18 protein-coding genes are annotated in these 19,915 nt (G+C 51.3%); 7 read left to right on the plus strand and 11 right to left on the minus strand.

All coding sequences use genetic code 11. The features are described from left to right. Nucleotides 1-16: 16 nt before the first annotated feature. The 8 genes from CBR65_RS09595 to CBR65_RS09630 form a co-directional block, all read right to left on the minus strand. Nucleotides 17-1,129, minus strand: coding sequence for an acyltransferase (locus tag CBR65_RS09595; protein WP_087466645.1), 1,113 nt, complete (start codon nt 1,127-1,129; stop codon nt 17-19). Then, nucleotides 1,129-2,667 carry an amino acid adenylation domain-containing protein gene (locus CBR65_RS09600; protein ID WP_087466646.1) on the minus strand — a complete coding sequence of 513 codons (1,539 nt, stop codon included), beginning with the start codon at nt 2,665-2,667 and terminating at the stop codon, nt 1,129-1,131. The genes CBR65_RS09595 and CBR65_RS09600 overlap by 1 nt, the downstream gene beginning before the upstream one ends. Nucleotides 2,668-2,701: 34 nt before the next feature. Further along, complete coding sequence (locus CBR65_RS09605) at nt 2,702-4,513, minus strand: serine aminopeptidase domain-containing protein (protein ID WP_087466647.1); 1,812 nt, start codon at nt 4,511-4,513, stop codon at nt 2,702-2,704. A gap of 17 nt (nt 4,514-4,530) precedes the next feature. Continuing rightward, a complete protein-coding gene (locus CBR65_RS09610; protein ID WP_087466648.1) occupies nt 4,531-7,029 on the minus strand; it encodes a hypothetical protein in 2,499 nt (832 codons plus the stop codon). Nucleotides 7,030-7,043: 14 nt separating this feature from the next. Next, entirely contained in the window at nt 7,044-8,018 is a 975-nt protein-coding gene (locus tag CBR65_RS09615) for a DUF1839 family protein (RefSeq protein WP_087466649.1), read from the minus strand. Next, nucleotides 8,015-9,205, minus strand: a complete 1,191-nt coding sequence (locus CBR65_RS09620) for an acyl-CoA dehydrogenase family protein (RefSeq protein WP_198300924.1) — start codon at nt 9,203-9,205, stop codon at nt 8,015-8,017. The genes CBR65_RS09615 and CBR65_RS09620 overlap by 4 nt, the downstream gene beginning before the upstream one ends. A 139-nt stretch (nt 9,206-9,344) precedes the next feature. Continuing rightward, on the minus strand, nt 9,345-9,584 hold the full coding sequence (locus CBR65_RS09625) for an acyl carrier protein (protein ID WP_087469002.1): 240 nt from the start codon (nt 9,582-9,584) through the stop codon (nt 9,345-9,347). A 471-nt stretch (nt 9,585-10,055) separates the two neighbouring features. Continuing rightward, on the minus strand, nt 10,056-10,790 hold the full coding sequence (locus tag CBR65_RS09630; RefSeq protein ID WP_087466651.1) for a hypothetical protein: 735 nt from the start codon (nt 10,788-10,790) through the stop codon (nt 10,056-10,058). A gap of 292 nt (nt 10,791-11,082) precedes the next feature. On the opposite strand from CBR65_RS09630, the gene CBR65_RS09635 reads away from it, so the two are divergent. Beyond that, nucleotides 11,083-11,343, plus strand: coding sequence for a hypothetical protein (locus CBR65_RS09635; protein ID WP_087466652.1), 261 nt, complete (start codon nt 11,083-11,085; stop codon nt 11,341-11,343). A gap of 12 nt (nt 11,344-11,355) precedes the next feature. Here CBR65_RS09635 and cysE read toward each other — a convergent pair whose 3' ends face one another. The 3 genes from cysE to CBR65_RS09650 form a co-directional block, all read right to left on the minus strand. Next, nucleotides 11,356-12,213 carry a serine O-acetyltransferase gene (cysE, locus tag CBR65_RS09640; protein WP_087466653.1) on the minus strand — a complete coding sequence of 286 codons (858 nt, stop codon included), beginning with the start codon at nt 12,211-12,213 and terminating at the stop codon, nt 11,356-11,358. Nucleotides 12,214-12,268: 55 nt separating this feature from the next. Further along, nucleotides 12,269-13,654, minus strand: coding sequence for an MFS transporter (locus CBR65_RS09645; RefSeq protein WP_232461405.1), 1,386 nt, complete (start codon nt 13,652-13,654; stop codon nt 12,269-12,271). Between the two features lie 127 nt (nt 13,655-13,781). Further along, nucleotides 13,782-14,489, minus strand: a complete 708-nt coding sequence (locus CBR65_RS09650; RefSeq protein ID WP_087466654.1) for a M15 family metallopeptidase — start codon at nt 14,487-14,489, stop codon at nt 13,782-13,784. Nucleotides 14,490-14,681: 192 nt separating this feature from the next. Here CBR65_RS09650 and CBR65_RS09655 point away from each other — a divergent pair, with 192 nt between their 5' ends. The 6 genes from CBR65_RS09655 to CBR65_RS09685 all read left to right on the plus strand — a co-directional run bounded on the left by CBR65_RS09655 (nt 14,682) and on the right by CBR65_RS09685 (nt 19,846). After that, on the plus strand, nt 14,682-14,960 hold the full coding sequence (locus tag CBR65_RS09655) for a TfoX/Sxy family protein (protein WP_087466655.1): 279 nt from the start codon (nt 14,682-14,684) through the stop codon (nt 14,958-14,960). A 141-nt stretch (nt 14,961-15,101) separates the two neighbouring features. Continuing rightward, complete coding sequence (locus tag CBR65_RS09660) at nt 15,102-15,896, plus strand: cyclic nucleotide-binding domain-containing protein (RefSeq protein WP_087466656.1); 795 nt, start codon at nt 15,102-15,104, stop codon at nt 15,894-15,896. Between the two features lie 381 nt (nt 15,897-16,277). Beyond that, complete coding sequence (gene htpX, locus CBR65_RS09670; protein ID WP_087466658.1) at nt 16,278-17,168, plus strand: protease HtpX; 891 nt, start codon at nt 16,278-16,280, stop codon at nt 17,166-17,168. Between the two features lie 48 nt (nt 17,169-17,216). After that, nucleotides 17,217-18,263 carry a S1C family serine protease gene (locus tag CBR65_RS09675; protein ID WP_087466659.1) on the plus strand — a complete coding sequence of 349 codons (1,047 nt, stop codon included), beginning with the start codon at nt 17,217-17,219 and terminating at the stop codon, nt 18,261-18,263. Next, complete coding sequence (locus tag CBR65_RS09680; protein ID WP_087466660.1) at nt 18,263-18,613, plus strand: Rieske 2Fe-2S domain-containing protein; 351 nt, start codon at nt 18,263-18,265, stop codon at nt 18,611-18,613. Before CBR65_RS09675 ends, CBR65_RS09680 begins: the two co-directional genes overlap by 1 nt. A 78-nt stretch (nt 18,614-18,691) precedes the next feature. Continuing rightward, nucleotides 18,692-19,846: an iron-containing alcohol dehydrogenase gene (locus tag CBR65_RS09685; protein WP_087466661.1), complete on the plus strand. Its 1,155-nt coding sequence runs from the start codon at nt 18,692-18,694 to the stop codon at nt 19,844-19,846. The last annotated feature ends 69 nt before the right edge of the window (nt 19,847-19,915 follow it).

Genomic DNA, 19,915 nt, shown 5'->3' on the forward strand with positions numbered 1-19,915 from the left:
AGCGTCCTGCTATGACTCAGGACGGTGTATCCGATATCCGAGCGGTACCGGTTCGACTGGATACCAGTAATCGTGTCAAGGTTTTGCGCAGGAAGCCGGCAAAGCGTTTGTCAATCAGCTCCGTCACCACATAAGCTACAAAGAGTGCGGCAATGATCAAGCCAAAGAGAATAAGGTATTTGTTCATGATGGGGTCAAGGTAATCAATCAGATAACGACCCGCTACATGATGGGTAAGGTATAGGGGATAGGTGAGCGCGCCCAATAGCGCAATCGTCGCTGAACGTTTGATGCTCAACCGGCCGCTGGAAATCAGAAAAAAAAGTGCGTAAAAACTGATAATCATCGCCGAGGTAATCAACTGATCCTGCAATTGGTGCCCCTGAATATATTCATCCGTTTGAGGGAATATATGGAACAAACCAAGGGCAAGCGAGGCGAGTAGCATCACCACGTGAAAGGCTCGGTACCCGTCTTTGGCAGCCAGGTAGAACACGGCGCCAGCAATAAAATAAGATGAATATGCCGGGGAAATAAACCAAGGCAGAAAAAAGGGTTGACGGAATGTTGCGTAGCCGATGACCAATAAAATCCAGATGCTCAACCAGATACGGTAATGCTGAACAACACCAAACAGGATCAACAGAAATACACAGCCGTAAAATTGTAACTCCGCGTGCAGCGTCCAATACACCGGGTCGATATCGGTGATGCCCACGTAGTCATTGAGCAGCGTCATATTGGCGAGAAAATCTGTCAGTGTTACATCAAAGTCCTGCCCGAGAAAGATAAACAATACCCCGGTAGTAAAGATGACGGCGACCCAATATGTCGGATAGAGCCGCGTCCAGCGGGAAATCGCAAATTCAATCGCGCTACGATTAAGTGCCGATGCCAGGATGACAAAACCACTGATCATAAAAAACAGATGTACGCCGAGGAAACCGTATTTGGTAAACCAGAAAAACTCCGGATACAAATCTTTTGTCGCCAGCAGTTTGTATCGGTCATTCATGACATTACCGATGCCCGACGCCGTGTAGTGATACATTAACACCATCATCGCTGCGATAAAGCGAATAAGATCTACCAGATGATAACGTTGATGGTCCTGCGTCGGGATAGTCATTATTCCACCACTGCAAAGACGATGTGTTTAGTCGCCTTGCGGTCATACTTGCCATTGGGCGTGCGCGGAAATTCACCGTCGACCAGGCGCAAACGCGTCGGCACCATGTATGGTGGAAGGCGTGATTTCAAATCCTTATTGAGCGCTTCCAGTGTGTAGCCATCAGCCAGGCTCACCAGCGCGCCCAATTCACGTTCGTCTTCCTTGTCGCTGTTATTGAAGACCACCACCCCCTCTTCTACGCCAGGCAACGCCATAAGATTGGCTTCGATCTCGCCCAACTCGATGCGGTAACCGAGAAATTTAATCTGGTCGTCAGCACGCCCCAGGAACAGAAAATCACCCTTGGGGTCTATGCGTACCAGATCGCCGGTGCAGTATAAAGGGTCGTGAAAATAAGGGTTGTTGGGATTCTGAATAAATACTTTTTGGGTACGTTCTGCATCACCCAAATAGCCATAAGCTACCGAGGTACCGCGCACCAGCAGTTCTCCCTCAGCACCGATGGCCGTCGATAATTCCCCTGACTCCAATCGCACAAACAACTCCATATTGGCGCGGGCTTTGCCGATGGGGATGCTCATCGTATCGGCGCCGGGTCGTTCGCGAATAATGTGGTAACTACAGTCCACCGTAATTTCAGTGGGGCCATACATATTGGTAAATTGCAGCTGCGGATAACGTTGCATCCACTCCGCCAGAATTTCCGCCGGCAGCACCTCGCCCGCACAAATCAAATGGCGCAACCTGGGGAAGCTATCTTCCTTAAGGCGACGGGATTTCAACAACATCGTCAAGACGGAAGGCACACAGAAAAAGGTGGTGATCTCACGTTCCCGCAACCAACGCACCAGAAGAGGAATTACCGCATTCAATTCCTCATGAACCAGATGCAACGTCGCACCGGTTTTGAATGCGGTATAGAGATCAAAGGTTGAGTTATCAAAATATAGCGGAGCGTGATTGGCAATCACATCCTGATCAGTAAGCTCATAGGTTTCTGCGCACCAGTCAATATAATCAATGATCGCTTTGTGCGGAATCATCACCCCTTTGGGTGTACCGGTTGAGCCGGAGGTGAAAAGCACATAAGCAATATCGATTGAGAGATTTTTACACTCAATGGGTGATTCATCGCCACCGGCAAACTGCTTGATGTTGATCAACTGAATCTGATTTTCCGGCAAAAGCTCTGTGAACAATGCTTCGCTGTGATCATCCACAATCAACACCGTCGCATTGGCGGCCTTGAGGATGGATTCAAGACGTTGCGCGGGGGAATTAATATCGATAGGAATGTAGGCACAATCAGCCTTGAGGATGCTGAGGATCGACTGAATTGAGCGCACGCTTTTCTGCATAAAAAACGGCACAAAACCACCGCGTTTCACGCCCGCCGTCTGTAAGGCTCGGGCAAAGGCATTGGAAAATCCCTCCAGCTGCGCAAAGGTCAATACGTCATCTTCACAGCACACTGCCGGTTTATCCGGAAAGCGTTGTGCCGATGCAGAGAAATAATGTTGTACAAGCGTAATCATATCAATGGTTTCCTGTTTCCTTATGGCCCATCAATTAAATATCGGAAGTTATGTTGCGATAGCGCTCACTGATCACGGCCAACATGTCGTCGCGTCTGGTTTTTCTGGAGAACGTATGATCTGCGCCATCAATCACATCCAGTGCCAGGGTTTTATTGGCTATACCTTTACGCAAGGTTCGACGCGCCTGGGATTTGATGATGTCGTAGCCCGGATCACCGGAGGACAACAAAAAGTGAATCCGAATACCCAGGTCAGTAATGCGTTTAACATCTGCAGCCAACTGGCTTTGCTGATTAAACAGCACTTCCCTGATGCCTTTTATGCGCTCTTGCATCAACTGCTTACAGCGTTCTGCCGCGTAACGCAGGATGTAACCTGTCTCCGCTTTTCCACTGATCAGTTTTTTCCATTTATCCAGATTACGGATTGACTGCCGGTAGTAAGCTGTATCATGTAAATTCTGCGCTTCAGCCGGAATCGCAAGGGACATGCCTTCGTGCCAATAAAAGGTCAATGGATTAATCAACAGAATGTCTTTTACCAGGCTACGACGATTCTGTTCCACCGCGCGTAACGCGCAATGAAACGCGGTGTGCGCACCGGAACAAATCCCGCCGACAATAAACTGGTTGGCGATCCCCTGCTCCATCAGATACGTCATGGCCTGGTAAATATTATCTACCGCCGCCGGCTGGTAGGGATGATTCTCCCGCGCTACATCCGCTTTGCAACTATCACCCAAACCTTCGAGATCGAGTCGCAGCACAAAATATCCCAAGGCCGCAAGCGCTCGCGCGATTTGTGTATAAACGCGGTTCGGTCCCACATGATGGACCGAACCTGAGTTGGACAAAATAATAGCCGGCAACGAGGGATTGCAGCCCGCCGCCGGACAGGTGCTGATAGCAAATAGTTGACGATTGTCATCGTACCAATGGGGCTGCTCCTGAATTTGCAGCACACCGGGTGTAGCGCTGTCGAGAATTACTGATCGCACAGGCGCTATCGACGCGTCATTTTTTTCGATTAAATCCGTGTGACTGTTTACCAGCCATTGCACCATGCTATCTATCGCACTGAAAGGCACGATGGTGTCATGGGGCTCCGCCATCATGTCGGCATAACCGGGTAAGGACATTTGCAACACATCCACACCATCGGTCAACATTTTTTGTAACAATGCATCGTCCGCCGGACGATCATCCCGCACAGCAATCAGGACATTACCGCTAACCTGCACTGACTCGGTCAATAGATTCAGTTTTTTAATATCGTCTGCGGTAGACGCCGCCATTAAAAAGCCAGCGCTTTCGATATAATCCTGATGCTCTTCCGCTTGCGCAGAAAAGCGGGAGAGCGCCGTCATCTCGCGCACATAGGCGCGCCCTTTTACCACAGGCTCCCATAACAACAAATGATTTACCTTAAGGCGGGACGCCGTGAGAGATGCCAGAGTCGCACCGAAGCGTAACCCCACCAAACAAATTCCACAGCCAGGCCAGGTGGTTTGTGCGTAGCTGATCAGTGAGGCAATGTTGGCCAACCAGATACCGACACGCCCGTCGTCCAATTCTGAGCCGGGCGAATCGCCCAAGCCGTGCCAATCGAAACGCAACGCAATAAATCCCTGCTGCGCGAAAGAATCGGCCAGGTGTTTCACGGTGCGATGGCTGTGCGTGTACTCATAGCCCATGGCCCCACACACAATAACCACCTGGTTGCGCCATTGGCGAGCCTGTAACTGATGCTGCCAAACGAAGATGCAGGAATTGAGAGAGGCAACATAAAACGCCTCGCGAGTCACCTCGGGGTAGCGTTGCGCAGTGGTAGATACAATCGTCATAGTAGCGGTGTCTGAACTCAACGAACCCTGATCGGTTCCAGCAAATTAAGTGCTTCAAGGTAACCTTTCACCGCAGACGCATTATCGTCGAACGATTCCAGCCCGATCACACGGGTACAACCCGGCGCAAGATGAAAATAATTGTCTTCCGCGCGATGGGATTTAAATTCCAGACGTACCGATTGCAAGAAATGCGGCGTAAAAATTTTAACCGCAGGCTGTCCATCTTCTCGCGCAATCACCTCCACAGAAACGCCTTCAAATTTTTGGGGCGATGTGGCATAGCTGGTGGGGAAATAAAAATCTTCATGCAACAGGTGATCGCTCTGCGCATCCCGCAGCCGAGCACTGACCTGGTCATGCTGCTTTGGTCCGAAACGATAGCTGTAGGTCAAATCGGCAAAATAACCTAATAGCTCATCCACATTCACAGTAGTTGTCGAGCGCGGCGCGAGCGTTAAAGCGCGGGATGCTTTCAGTGTTTCGATATAACCGGATTTGTAAGCGGCAAGCTCTAGAGTAACCCTGTGTTCACTTGCTGTTTCATTAATCAAGGTCAGAGACAATCCATCCAGGCCGCGATCAACGCAATACACAGCCACGCTTTTTGCCGCTCGCTTCAACGCGTAATACACCGCCTTGGGTTGATTATCGCTATCGAGCATTCCCCAGCCCGCACCGGGCAGCAGATCTTTATAAAACCACAGCAATGCACCTTGACAGGGGTGCTCCGCCGAACGCCAGATGGCAAACACACGCTGAATAATTTCGCCGGTAACCACACGGGATAATTCGAGATACCGTTGTGGATCATGGCTGCGCAATGTGACCGGGTCCACCTGAAACAGTAACCCCAAATAATAATCACGAATATCTTCAAAATCCCACCCGGCGGATGAATCTCTCGGCACCCGCGCTTTCCATTCCGGATGATGCGCGGCAAACAAAGCGCCATTAAAAATCTTATCGATACTTGCGGGTTCGGGAATATGCGAGAAGCCAAGGGTCTCGGGGGTAAATTTGACCGATGACAAAGCGGCATCACTCACGCCGCGCTTATAAGCGCCGACACCGTAATAATGCGCAAGTCCTTCGTTGAGACTAAAGGGCAAGGCACCGCCGCATGGTGTCGAGGGGAAATAGATGGCACCGGGATGTAATTGCTCACACAGCTCAGGCAATTCAACATCAAAAAAATGATTGCTCCAAGCGTCGCGCATCATGCCCATCATGGCGGACTGCTGCTGAACTTCGCTGTTACCACAATAGACACTGACGCAGGTGAAACGCGATAACCGCCGCAGTTGCGTTTGTACTTCGGTAAGGATCAGCTGATGGAAATCAGCGTCTTCAACGGGGTAATCCATATTGGCAAACATAAAGTCCTGCCATACCAGAATTCCCAGTTCATCGCAGAGCTGATAAAAAATATCGCTCTCATAGATCATAGTGCCGCCGATGCGCAGCATATTCATGCCAGCGTCTCGCGCGAGCGTCAGTGAGCGGAGTAAACTTTCCTGGCTGCCATCCAGTGTCACGATGTCGGCCACTGTCCAACAGGCGCCGCGGCAAAATACTATTTCACCATTAATCTGCAGCGCTACCTGATTAGCATCAGCTAAAAGACGTTGCTGTTTAAAACCCCGCGCGCCGAGATCCCAAACATATTTCTGCCCGGCAACCATTACTTCCAAATGACAAGCATGCAACCTGGGCTTACCGTGCGTGTGAGGCCACCATTGTTGTGAAGCGTCAATAGCACCTTTGCCCATCAAGGTGATAACGCCATCGCTCTGGTTCACGCGCAGCGGCAAGGATTGATCGCCCACAATTAAACTTGCTGTCGAAATACTATTTGCTGAAGGCAACCGCACAACAAACTCCGCAGCAAAGTCGCCGTCCACTGCCAGCACCTGCTGAATATGTGATGCGACCAACTCCACGTGAGGACGATATACCAATGCAACGTCACGCCATGGCCCCACCGGCGTAATCGGCGGACACCATCCCGGAATATGGCCGAGCAAGGTAGTGCGTACCCAGCGCAATTGTTGTTGATTAACCAGATTGGTCTTCCAGCGCGGGCGCGGGCGTTTTTGTCCCAGTGTTTGAGCCAGGGAACGAAAACAGATAACGAGTTCATTGGCAGGTTGCAGATAATCCGCCACATCAATTTGATGCGTGATAAACATATTGTGCGATTGCAGGATCAACACGCCGTTGAGCCATACCTGGGCAATGGTGGCGAGCCCGCCAAAATATAATGAGGGGGTGCCGTGCTCGGCGGATGAAGAAGTGAAGTGGCAGCGATACCACCAGTCGTCTGCATCCAGGTCGATTGGCTGTGCTGCATCCTTCAACATGATTTGCGCCACGGTTCCCGGTACGCAGGCTGATTGCCAGGCTAATACCTGTGACAACAATTCAGCCGGATTCGCAATGGCATTGGCCGCCGTGCGCACAAGCTGCCAATCGGCACTCAGGGGAATCCGGTGATCAGTTGCAGACACTTCCATAGCATCCATCCCTGTTAGCGATACAGCGCAAGTAACTGTGACATGCCGGTTTGCCAGGCAGCAGCCATCTCATCCAGCGGAGCCAAATCAATCGGACGTTTCCTTGCCATGGCACGCGCCAGTTGAAATTGAAATGCTTTGGTATTGTTCGAAATTGTTGCAAAGGCCTGGATGGCGGCATCCAGATTTTGCTGACCCTGCTGTTGCAACCATTTCAGGTAGGTTTCCACCAACTCAAAACATGCACCGTATTGGCGGAAGGTAGCGAAGGAGTAGAGATGAAAGGTTTCCATCTCCTGCGTTAACAACCAGTCAAAATCCCGGGCAAAAGCGTCTTTGAAACGCACAAACGGATTGTCTCGGGGAATAAGTTGCAGATGCTTTCTGAGCAGCACAAGCGACGCATCAACCAAGGCTTTACCGCGCGGCACCTCGTGCAGGTTGCGCAATTTCACATACTCGATATAGGGCGGCAACATACGTTCATGCACCAGGCCTCCGAGCTGGAAAATATCGATAAAATCCTGGCCGGTTAATTCGTAATAACTCTGGCCGTGAAAATAGCCGAGATAACGCTGTTCAATATCAATGGCATTAACGGCAATGGTGGATTTCACATGCGCCAGTTTATAAGCTGTGCCGGCGGTATCGGGCAGAAAAAAGGAGTCCATCTCAACCAATACCGGGCGGCCAAGGCCTACCTGGGTTTCAACATGTTGCGCGAGCGAGCGCCAGGGATTGAACTCCTGAATCTCCATACCGTAGAGCGCAAAAAGATCCTCATGGGGAAATTTGAAAAAACTCCACTGGTCGCCTTCAAAATCAATTCCCAGTGTGAAAGGCAAGGCCGCTGCCGGTTCGTAACCCAAACCGTGCAACAACTCCACTAGCACATCGACATAACAATTGGTTTCGGCCCAGGTGCGCTCCGCGCCGTGGATCAGATGCCGTTCATAACTTGCCGTGCTCAGTGCCTTGACCTGCTTCATTGCGCGTCTCTCACCATGATCTGCATGGCGGAGTTGTGCCCGCGAATGCGGTCGTTGTTCACCATCAACGCAGCACCATAGGCGTCGCGCACATGACGGCATAAACTGTTGGGTGTGTCGTTCTTGTAACCCATGATGCCGACAATCGATAGCGCACCGGACACAATGTCTACCACCAGTTCCGAACAGCGCAGTTTGACGTTGTTGATACGGATAGAAAAACCGAAATCAGAAAACGCTTCCCGATTACCCGCATCAAGTTTTTGCTGGTATTCCGCAATAGCCGTTACCAAACCGGCACGCATACTGAATAACACTTCATCCAACTCTGTCAGCCGCATCGCCGAGATAGGGGGAGTAGACGGGTTTTTGCGCGCTGCTGCACGCACTGACGCGCGCGCCTGGGATACGGCATCCTGAGCCAGGCCGAGCCATAAAGAGCCCCAAACCAGGTGCGATACCGGGTGCATGCTCTGCGCGAGAATATCCGCGAAAGGCGCCGGCTGAATTTGTTGAACATGGCCTGTTGACCGCAATACAAAACCGGCACTACAGGTGCCGCGGAAACCGAGGGTGTCCCATCCGGACAATTGCTCAAGCGTCGTGTCTTTTTTGTTAACCAGCACCTGAACCTGGTCAGATGATTGGGCATCTTCAGCGCGACGACAAGTAACCATCACATAATCTGCGGCAACGCCGTAAGAGATAACCGGCGCTTGTTTTTCCAGGGTAAAGTGTTCGTCGTTTGCCTTTATAGCACACAGGCTGCTGCGCAAATCACCACCCACGCCCAACTCGGTGGTAGCGGAAGCCAGCAGGTATTGTTCGCGCACCAGTTCACGCAAAAAATTCTGAAAGAATTCTGACGAGTCGCAATGATGGACAATGCAGGCCACCTGAATCTGATGCATGGCAAAGATCATCGCGGTGGAAGCGCAGTAACCGCCGAGGATTTCACAGATCTTGCAGATCTCGGTGATACTCAATCCCATACCGCCATAATGACGCGGCACGTAAGCGCTGAGGAGTTTGTGTTTTTTAAATTCGGTAAAGGCTTCGTGGGGAAACCGCGCGTCTTTATCGACAGCGACGGCCGCGGGTCGGACTACATCACGCCCAAGTGCGTGAACAACTTCCAGAAGTGCTGCAAAACTGATTTCATCCAAATTGGCAGGTGCGCTCATCATCAGGTCCCTTTTTTATTAACCGGCTGTTATCCAGCGTTAGTATCAAACATATTCATTAATGGTTGTCGCAGAAACGTTTATGCATTACCTCGAACTACGACAAACCCAATGACTCGCCGGGCTTGTCAATTGAATCCTGTCAATCGACCAACTCTTCAATAACGTCTACCAGCGATTCAATACTGTTAAAGGTTTTACGGTTTAGTTTGCTGTCAGGAAATTCGATATCGAATGCATCTTCAATGGCGAGCATGATATTGACAGTGGTCAGTGAGGTCAGCCCCAAATCGTACAGGTCGTCATCTTCTTTAAGGTTATTAACATCGACATCAAGACGGCTGTGCTTGGCTAAAATTTCACGCACTTTTTCGGCATACATAAGACGTTTCCCTGGCAAATAAAATTCGTTCCCGGGCAATGTACGGTCGAACAGCATTGATACCTGCTTAACCAAGGTTGCCCGCAAATCATTGAGTAAAGCGTGCGCAGTATAAAAGACCTGCGAGTGGCATAAAAGTCCTTTTTAGGGGAGCGCTCTGTTTCCTTTAGAACTTTACATTCCGTCAGGTATCGTGCGGCTTATGCCAGAAAAAAGTGGAAAGTTTATCGACACTTTTTTGGGTAAAACATGAAATAAAAAAACACGTTGGATTACGTTAAACGAAAATCGAAAAATAAAAAAGCAGCAACAATTAAACGTCGGAAAATTTGACAGACGTTATGCGGTAAAAATGAAAAGCCATGAAGCCAAAACCAGGTTTAGCAGAAGTGAAAAACTCAAGAGAGCGGAACTTGCGGCAATAAAAAAGGAATCCGAAGATTCCTTTTTTAACAGAGATGAATCAAATCGTTATTCAGCCAAGCGAAGCTTGCTGATATCCGGTGTAACAGGTTTAACCTGTGGCTTAATTTGTCCAAGATCACTGCCAACCGGTGCCAAGCCGAAATCACCAACGGCTACCGGTCCACCCGGCGCAACGGGACGCTCCTCTGGTGCAATCAGGTCAGCACCAATGTCTGCCAATCCCCAATCTTCAACGTCAACCTCCACCAGAGGCAGGTCCATCTTTTCCTCGGCGCGAACCAGGTCCGCACCGACTTCCGCCACGTCAAAATCAGGCGTTGTAACCTGGGCGGGCTCAATCTTTGTTACCTCGCTGGCATCCAGAAGGTTACCCCCGGCGGGGCGCAGGCTCATAGCACCCGTATCGACAAATACCGGGCTTATTCGCGGCCGCTCAGTCGGCGTCAAAAGGTAAGCGCCTACCGGAGCGAGACTCCATCCAGCCGGACGGGCCGGTGCTGGCACCGGAGCGGAAGACGGTGCCTCGCGCGGCGCCGTCTTCACGCTCCCTGCCGGACAAACCTCCACCTGGGCACCAGCTTTAAGCAGCACCTCGCGATATTTGTTTGCCGTCGCCTCGTCCAGGCCGCGCTTGAGCGGCACAGGCCGACCGGTAAATAGCGCGTCAACCTTGGTGGCATCAACCTTAAACAGCTGCTGCAAACGTTGTTTCACATCCTGGAGCTGATGCCCCAGAACAATGTCGCCACGAAAGATGATGTCAAATTCCTTCGTTTCCATAATTTTCACCCATTCAATTGTGTCTCCTGAGGATAGCACCTCAGCATCAGGAGAGGCTGACGCACAGCTCATCCGCTTTACCGGTTTTGGTGATAACAGGTTTTCTGGTTGTTACAAAACAGTCTGATTTCCGGCTGGCAGGCACCCTCGTCTAAATCCATACTTGCAGAACCCCTCACTCTGTAGCACAAGGGCCAAGCAACCAACGGCTTCATGTAACAGACAGCGATTTTCCTGAAACAGCAGCCGGTTTTTATTGCATAACAGCAGCCATCTCAGCGAGGACGGAACCATGAAAACAGCTAACGAACAACCGATCCTGGTAGCCGGTCAGCTCACCGATACCTCCGCCGTACGCACCAAAGTTGAACAGGATATCGCTTTTTTGACGGGCCGCATCAATAGCATGGAACAACACCCTCGCCCCAACAAGATCGTGCTTGAAACTTATAAAGGAATGCTGAAAAGTCGTGTCGCCGTACTCAAATGGTTGATGCACGGCCATGATGAAGATGACGCAGGTATCAGCTTTATCAATCAGCGCAGCGCGTGACTCACACCGCACTCACTCATCTGCTCCGGGGGAGGGATCTCCCACCACATCGTCACTCAAGTGATGGTCCATATCCAACGCAGGCTCTTCTACCTTAGGTCGCCCCACTAACTTCGCCGGCACACCGGCTACTGTCGTGTGCGGCAGCACCGGCTCCAGCACAACACTGCCAGCCCCGATCTTCGCCCCTTCACCAATGTCGATATTGCCCAGAATCTTGGCGCCGACACCAATCAAAACCCCACGCCGCACCTTCGGATGACGATCACCGCTGGCGCAACCGCTCCCGCCGAGGGTAACGCCGTGCAACAGCGATACGTTGTCTTCCACTACCGTGGTTTCTCCCATGACCACCCCGGTGGCATGGTCGATCATCACGCCACTGCCAATCACGGCGGCGGGATGGATATCGACATCGAATTCCTGGGAGATCTGGTTTTGCAGATAAAGGGCCAGACACTGACGCCCCCGCTGCCATAACCAATGAGCAACACGATATGACTGCAGCGCGTGGTACCCCTTAAAAAATAAAAAAGGCATGGAATACTGATTACAAGCCGGGTCGCGGTCCCGATGTGCACAAATGTCAGCGCGCATAGCCAGCTCGATCTGCGGGTCATTTGCCAGAGCCGCTTCAAACACTTCGCGAATCATCATGGCGGGCATCGCCTGGCTATCCAGCTTGTTCGCCAGATGAAAACTAATGGCGGCGGCGAAAGAGGGGTGATTGAGAATGGCCGCGTGATAAAAACTGGCCAACACCGGCTCGCGCGCGCTGGCCTCAGCCGCCTCAAGACCAATAAATTGCCAGACATCGATGACTGCCGGTGAGGAAGAATCAGATTGCCGAGCGTCGGAATCAGACAGCATAGGATTATCTCGTGCGTGACTGGATGGTGAATTGCTACTTACTCTATTGCGTGCACTAATGCGCGCGATTGGCCGGATAAGGAGTAATCCACAGCATCAACAAGCCCGCCAATAAAAATACAATTAATGCGCTCATACCAATCCGCGCTGAATCGGTATACAAGGTCAAGGTAGCAACCGACATGGGGGCAAGAAAAGAGGTCACTCGCCCGGACAACGCATAGATACCAAAATAACGTCCGGCTTCTTCAGGGGAGACACTGCGAGCCAGGTATGATCGGGATGATGCCTGCACCGGTCCGAATGCAACGCCAATTAAAAGCCCAAATAAAATATAGGCTTTTTCCGCTGCCGTGCCAAACATACCGCCAGAATCCTGTTGCGCCAGTTGCAGCAATCCAAACAAGGTGTAGCCCGGCCCGGTAGAAATAATGCCGATACAGGCTGTTACCAAAAAAAACAGACTTAACAAAACCAGACGTTTTGAACCGAGATGCGCGTCCAGCCAACTGGCGGCCATGCATCCGCCAATGGCGACCACCAACAAGAGAATGCCGTAAATTCCCATCTCCGTGGTTTGCCAACCAAACATGCCTGCAGCAAAGGTTCCGCCCAAGGCAAGCAACCCGTTAACACCATCCTGATAAACCATACGCGCAATAAAAAAACGCAACACGCCGGCGCGCTGCTTTAATTCAATCAAGGTATTTTTTAATTCAACCAAACCTGATTTTATTGCTTTATTCAGTGGCAATCCTTTTCCACCGTCCGGTGTAAATAAAAACATCGGCAAGATAAAAATCAGATACCACAGCGCAGAAAATGGTCCGGTAATGCGCGCATCTTCACCCTGCGCCGAATCGAGCCCGAACCAGGGCTCCGTACCCAACAGTGTTTTTCCATCAGAGGGACTGCCAGATAAAAACAGCAGGACCGTAAACAACACGACCAAACCACCAAGGTAACCCAAACCCCACCCGAGGTTGGAGATACGACCAATATCTTTCTCGGGCACCAAACGCGGCATCATGGAATCGTTGAATACAATCGAGAATTCTGCTGCAACCGTTGCAAATACAATACATAAGGCCGGCAACCATAAATCAGAACCGGGACTCGCAAACCAGAGCAGAATCAGGGTAATTATCTTGATCAATGCAAAACAGGCGATCCAGGGTTTGCGCGTGCCGGTTGCGTCGGCGACGGAGCCCAATACAGGGGCGAGCAAAGCAACAATGACACCTGAAACGGTGATGGTGTAGCCCCAGGCGGCTTGCCCCGTTGCGGCATCCTGCGCAAGACGGGAAACAAAATAGGGGCCGAAAATAAACGTAATAATAACGGTAAAAAAAGGTTGCGCTGCCCAGTCGAATAACATCCAACTGAAAATGCCCGCGCGCGATACCTTCGCCCGCCCGACCTCCGAATTTGCGTCATTCAAGATGTAAACTCCATAGGGTTTTTTGATGGCGTGGAGAAGGGTTTCAACACATTTCACCAGCGTACTTTATATTTAAAAGAATATTTAAAAGAAAAATGTCTACAAGAAAAACACCCAGGTGAAAAAACTAAACGTGACCCGGGGGAACACAGATAAAGCGCTGATAAATTTCCGCAAGGTTATCGAGGATCGTTTGTTTCAGCAGAATGTCACTCGCCACGATATGTTCGCGCAACACGGCTTCAGTCAGTTGTTGTGCATAGCTGTTAGCCAGTGGGGCATAACTCAAATGCCAAGGCTCTGGCGACACGCCCCCCAAATCAACAGCATAGGGGCGATAAAACCCTCGATTATTTTTTTCTAACTCCTTGCTCAACCACACATGAAAAGCGGCAAAAGGCCCACCACCACAGGTTTCGTCAACCGTGAGCTGGACAACGTAGTCTTCACCAATGAGTGACCGATCATAAACATCCAAATCCGTTCCCCAATGATGGCGCGATGCACCAGGCAAAGCAGACCAACGCAGGATCGCAAAGACCAACTCCCGCTCCGACAGGTCTGTGATATCCAGGGCTTGCCCCGCTGTATCGAGTACCGGCCGCCGGCCGCTGGCTTTGCTATTCCATATATGCAACTGGCGGTCAAACGCGCGATAACTACTCGCGACCTGTAAATCAAAACCGGCATTGCGTGCAGCATCGCAGAGTTCGAGCAAGGGTTTCACGACCGTCCGGTGCAATTGACAACGCGGAGACGGAACATCCACCAACTCTTTATTATCAATACCACATAACAAGTCAGTATTGATTTTTGTATTTTGATCCTGGGTCATTGTCGATATATAGACTCATTGGAAAATATTTTTTACGCCATTTTTCAATAAAACCCGAGAAGTTAATCAGGAGTTTCAGAAGAAGTATTTGCGCAATGCTATTAAGTATGTAATATAACGCGTGGCTATAAATGGAAATTGTTCCCTGGCCAACAAAAAATAATGATAAATAATAAGTGGAGCGTGCCTTGTATGACTAGCAGTCATAGTGAATTACTCCAGCTGAAAAACCTGGGTATGGCGTCCGTAAATATCCTTCATGCTATCGGAATAAACACCTACTCGGATCTCAGTCGTACCGGTGCTGTTGAGGCTTATCGCCGAATCAAAGCACGTCATATCAATGTATCCAAAGTGATGCTCTATGCTTTACAGGGCGCCCTGATGGATGTGCATTGGAATGACCTGCCGCCGGATATGAAATCCCGTTTGGTAGCAGAAGCGGAACAGGAAAGCCTGAGCGAAGCCTGACTGGCTCGGGCATCCCATGACATCCCGCGACAATGCAACCTGACTCGCATTGTCAGCAGATCGCACAGACATTCGCCGTGAACAAGCTACAATGAAGCTTGTTCACCCCTATGCTTTTGTTTGTAGCCAATCGAGGGACTCATGCATTTACCCAGCAAGCAATCAGACACTATTACCGATCTCGCCGTCAAACTGCGTGGGCTGACCGAGGTCTTACTTGCCCAGTTGCCGCCATCCGGGGAGCCGCTGTCGGTAAGCCAGTCCGATGACCTGTTCGCCGGTCAAACCCATACTGGTCTGCTGCAGATTACCGAAGGCCAGGTAGAGTACCGGATTAACGGCAAGATTATTACGCTGTTCGAGCAAGGTGACCTACTGGGCCTACCCCGTTCATTGAGCCTGCCGGACGGACAATTCAGTTGTACCTCACCCGTTATTCTGACTCCCTATGATCGTGACGACCTGGTCAACCATGTCAACAGCGATCCCCGCCTGCAAAAGCATTGGGCTTATTACCTGCTGTGCCAGCTGAGCTATTACCAGCAGGCACTGGCGCAGGAGATCCGCGCAGAATTCCAACCTACCGCCGGGTTTATGCATTTCCGGGCCGGCGAAACCATCATTGAGCAAGGCGCGGTGGCCGATAAGGTCTATACCCTGCTTGAAGGCAGCGCCGATGCCACCTGTGATGGCGTGAAAGTCGGCGAAGTACATGCCGATGAGATCTTCGGTGCATTGGCCGTCTTCACTCGCCAGCGCCGCATAGCGTCGGTTATCGCTACCAGCGATTGCACCGTATTGGCGGTGCGCAAGGAAGAGTTTATCGACCTGATTGATCATCAGCCCCAGATTTGCCTGGGCCTGATTGAAGAAATGGCCGCCAAGATCAACCAGCTCAACAACCAATTGCTGGCATTGAGCGCGAAAAGCTATTAGGTGCGCCATTGAGCGGCATCAATAATTCCCTTTCTACATCCAAACCAACAAATAAGAATATTTCTCAATAAAGTCGTTGACTTCACAAATGAGAATAGTTATTGTTTTCACAACTGCTGCACAACATCTCTTGTGTGACAGTCGTGAAGGTGATCTCCCTGCAAGCTGATCGCCGGATCTTCTCCTTGGGAGTGTGGAGTTTAATCGCTCCAGGACTCTCGGCTAACCACGGTTGCTTGGGCCACTCATTGAGTGGCCATTTTTCTTTACCTTTCTTTCCGCTGGCATTTCCCTCCACCCATTGAAAATTTTCAAGCCGAACGCATATTTCGTCCTGCCGAGCTTGTCTCAAGCTCATTCAATTCACACAGGAGAATTATCGTGTTACGCATCGGCCTTTTTTTGTTGACCAACATCGCAGTCATTGCGGTGGCCAGCATCACCCTCAGTTTGCTGGGTGTAGGGCGTTACCTGGATCAATCAGGTAACCTGGATTTGCAAACACTGTTGATCTTCTGCGCCGTGTTTGGCTTTACCGGCTCCATTATTTCTCTCTTACTATCCAAATTCATCGCCAAGAAAACCATGGGTGTGCAGCTGATTGAGCGTCCGCGCACTACCGATGAACAATGGTTGGTGGACACCGTCGCCGATCTGGCCCAAAAAGCCGGCATCAAAACACCAGAGATCGGTATCTTCCCCGCACAGGAATCCAATGCCTTTGCGACGGGTTGGAATCGTAATGCGGCACTGGTGGCGGTAAGCCTGGGGATGTTACAGCGTTTCGATCGCGATGAAGTCCGCGCAGTCCTCGCCCACGAAATCGGCCACGTCGCCAATGGCGATATGATTACGCTCAGCCTGATTCAGGGCGTGGTGAACACCTTCGTGATGTTCTTTGCGCGCATCATTGGCCACACCGTAGACCGCGCGATCCTGAAAAATGAAAACGGCCATGGCATCGGCTTTTATGTCACGACGTTTATCGCCGAGATGGTGCTGGGTATTTTGGCTTCCATGATCGTGATGGCCTTCTCCCGTTACCGCGAATACCGCGCAGATGCCGCCGGCGCCCACCTTGCCGGACGCGGTGCCATGATCCGTGCGCTGCAACGCCTGCAGGCCGAAGTGAAGGCCGGTGCCGAGAACCCGATGCCCGATGGCTTTAAGGCCTTCGGTATCAGCGGTGGATTCAAACAACAGTTCGGCCGGCTCTTCTCCAGCCATCCGCCGCTGGAAGACCGCATTGAAGCCCTCAGCCGTCAGGTGTAAACCTGGCGGCTTCACGCCCTATCTCATCTTCATCCCCCGGAGGATTGCATGAAAATAATGCGTTGGTTACTGCTGACTCTGCTGACCGGAGGCGTGGCAGTTGCCGACGCCCAGGCCGATTTCGCCACGGACGATGAGCGTAATACGATTCAGGTGTTTGAAAAGGCGCGGCCGAGTGTCGTTTTTGTTACCAACCAGCAGCTGGTGCGCGATCCTCGCTCGCTGAATCTGCTTGAGGTGCCGCGCGGCAGCGGGACCGGCTTTGTATGGGATGAGAGCGGCTATATCGTCACCAACTTCCATGTAGTCGATGGCGCGCGCAAAGTGATGATTACCTTGCAGGATCAAAGCACCTGGCCCGCTGAAATCGTCGGCCTTGCGCCGGAGCGGGATCTGGCGGTGCTCAAGGTCTCCGCCCCGGAAGAACATCTGACGGCACTGCCACTCGGCGACTCAAGCCAACTGTCGGTGGGTCGCAAGGTACTGGCTATCGGCAACCCCTTTGGGCTGGATGCGACCCTGACCACCGGGGTCGTAAGTGCATTAGGCCGCGAGATCCAGTCACCCAATCAACGTACTATTTCCAATGTGATTCAAACCGATGCCGCGATTAACCCTGGCAACTCCGGTGGCCCCTTGCTCAATTCCCAGGGGCAACTGGTGGGCGTCAACACCATGATCTACAGCCCCAGTGGGGCCAGCGCCGGGATCGGTTTTGCGATTCCGGTTAACACGGTGAAAGAAGTGGTTCCCCAATTGATTGCCCACGGGCGGATCGTGCGCCCGGTAATGGGCGTCGCGCTGGCGCCGGATCATTGGGCGCATCAAAGTGGTATCCAGGGCGTGCCTATCCTGCGTGTTGAAGCCAATTCCCCAGCGGCCCAAGCCGGTCTGGAGGGCCTTTCCCGCAATGCCTGGGGGCAAATTGTATTGGGTGATGTCATTGTCGGCATCAACAAAAAAGTGACGCCTAATCAGGATCAGCTGATGAGTGCACTGGAGCGGCACAAGCCGGGCGATAAAGTCGAAGTGCATATCGTCCGCAACGGCAAGATGGCACAACGCAAGTTGACCCTTGCGGCGCCCCGCGAATAATGGTGCAACGTCAACGCTTATGTCACCTCGACACGCTGCCAGATCCGGGCAGCAAAGGTTTTTCTGTCAACGGCGAGAACGTCTTCCTCATTAAACAACACGGCAAGGTTTACCTTTACCGCAACCAATGCCCCCATATCGGCATTGCACTGGAATGGGTTGAAGATCAATTTCTCGATGCCAGCCATACCATGATCCAATGCGCCAATCACGGCGCATTATTTGTGATTGAAAACGGCGAATGTGTTGCCGGCCCGTGCAGTGGTAAAGCCTTAATTGCACTGCCTTTCGACATCGTGGACGGCTATGTGGAATTGATCGCTGAGCGCGTAACAGACCAGGAACACTAACGCGCGTTTTGTATCTTATCTATCACGAATCTTTCTGAATCAAACACCGCAAATGCGAGTTCCCTAGAGGCTATTACCATGCAGAATTTTACCTTCCATAATCCCACCCGTATTGTCTTCGGTGAAAATCAAATCAGTCAGTTAGCGAAGCTGGTGCCCGCCGATGCGCGAATTTTATTTACCTATGGCGGCGGCTCGATAAAAAAGAATGGCGTTTATGACCAGGTTGTTGACGCATTGAAAGATCGGCCATTATTTGAATTCGGCGGTATAGAACCCAATCCGCGTTATGAAACCTTAATGCGCGCCGCAGCCACGGTAAAAGAAAATCATCTAGATTTTCTGCTCGCTGTCGGTGGCGGCAGCGTGATTGATGGAACAAAATTTATTGCAGCCGCCGTGGAGTTTGATGGTGAGCCTTGGAACATCCTCGCCAAACATGCACCCGTCACATCCGCCCTGCCACTGGGCTGCGTGCTTACCCTCCCGGCCACGGGCACCGAGAGTAACGGCAACTCGGTCATTACTCGCGCGAGCACTCAGGAAAAATTAAGTTTTGGTAGTCCTTTGGTGTACCCACAGTTTGCGATACTCGATCCAACCACCACGTATAGCCTGCCGCCACGACAAATGGCCAACGGTGTCGTGGATGCCTTTGTGCACATCATGGAGCAATACTTAACCTTTCCCGTTGACGCAAAAGTGCAGGATCGTTTTGCAGAAGGTTTACTGTTAACGCTGATCGAAGAAGGCCCACGCTCCCTACAGGAACCCACCAATTATGCCGTACGTTCAAATGTCATGTGGGCTGCGACCATGGCCCTTAACGGATTGATTGGTGTTGGGGTACCGCAAGACTGGGCGACGCATATGATCGGCCATGAAATCACCGCCTTGCATGGTCTGGATCACGCCCAAACACTCGCCATTGTATTACCCGCCGTGATGCAACATCAGCGTCAACAAAAACGCGACAAACTGATCCAATACGGTCGCCGCGTGTGGAATTTGCAACACGCTGATGAAGATCAACTTATTGACGCTGCCATTGCGGCCACACGTCAGTTCTTTGAACAAATGGGTACACCGACACGCTTGCGCGATTATCAGATTGAAACGGCATCTATCGACAAACTGGTTGCACAACTCCAAAGCCATAATCTGTTAAAACTCGGCGAGCACGGTGATATTACGTTGGATGCATCGCGCCGCATTCTGGAGCTGGCTGCTTAACCTACGTCATCATTTCGTCACGGGCCTCTGGGACAATAGCGACTTCTATTTTTGCTTATCCCCCCAGAG

This window comes from Cellvibrio sp. PSBB006 (assembly GCF_002162135.1).
Taxonomy (GTDB): Bacteria; Pseudomonadota; Gammaproteobacteria; order Pseudomonadales; family Cellvibrionaceae; genus Cellvibrio.

Bases quoted from the DNA above. Each gene is read 5' to 3' on its own strand.
- CBR65_RS09605 (WP_087466647.1), bottom strand. From the start codon at position 4,513: ATGACGATTGTATCTACCACTGCGCAACGCTACCCCGAGGTGACTCGC.
- CBR65_RS09655 (WP_087466655.1), top strand. From the start codon at position 14,682: ATGACTAGCAGTCATAGTGAATTACTCCAGCTGAAAAACCTGGGTATG.
- CBR65_RS09635 (WP_087466652.1), top strand. From the start codon at position 11,083: ATGAAAACAGCTAACGAACAACCGATCCTGGTAGCCGGTCAGCTCACC.
- CBR65_RS09620 (WP_198300924.1), bottom strand. From the start codon at position 9,205: ATGATGAGCGCACCTGCCAATTTGGATGAAATCAGTTTTGCAGCACTT.
- CBR65_RS09650 (WP_087466654.1), bottom strand. From the start codon at position 14,489: ATGACCCAGGATCAAAATACAAAAATCAATACTGACTTGTTATGTGGT.
- CBR65_RS09600 (WP_087466646.1), bottom strand. From the start codon at position 2,667: ATGATTACGCTTGTACAACATTATTTCTCTGCATCGGCACAACGCTTT.
- CBR65_RS09660 (WP_087466656.1), top strand. From the start codon at position 15,102: ATGCATTTACCCAGCAAGCAATCAGACACTATTACCGATCTCGCCGTC.
- CBR65_RS09610 (WP_087466648.1), bottom strand. From the start codon at position 7,029: ATGGAAGTGTCTGCAACTGATCACCGGATTCCCCTGAGTGCCGATTGG.
- cysE (WP_087466653.1), bottom strand. From the start codon at position 12,213: ATGCTGTCTGATTCCGACGCTCGGCAATCTGATTCTTCCTCACCGGCA.
- CBR65_RS09675 (WP_087466659.1), top strand. From the start codon at position 17,217: ATGAAAATAATGCGTTGGTTACTGCTGACTCTGCTGACCGGAGGCGTG.
- CBR65_RS09615 (WP_087466649.1), bottom strand. From the start codon at position 8,018: ATGAAGCAGGTCAAGGCACTGAGCACGGCAAGTTATGAACGGCATCTG.
- CBR65_RS09625 (WP_087469002.1), bottom strand. From the start codon at position 9,584: ATGTATGCCGAAAAAGTGCGTGAAATTTTAGCCAAGCACAGCCGTCTT.
- CBR65_RS09630 (WP_087466651.1), bottom strand. From the start codon at position 10,790: ATGGAAACGAAGGAATTTGACATCATCTTTCGTGGCGACATTGTTCTG.
- CBR65_RS09685 (WP_087466661.1), top strand. From the start codon at position 18,692: ATGCAGAATTTTACCTTCCATAATCCCACCCGTATTGTCTTCGGTGAA.
- CBR65_RS09595 (WP_087466645.1), bottom strand. From the start codon at position 1,129: ATGACTATCCCGACGCAGGACCATCAACGTTATCATCTGGTAGATCTT.
- CBR65_RS09680 (WP_087466660.1), top strand. From the start codon at position 18,263: ATGGTGCAACGTCAACGCTTATGTCACCTCGACACGCTGCCAGATCCG.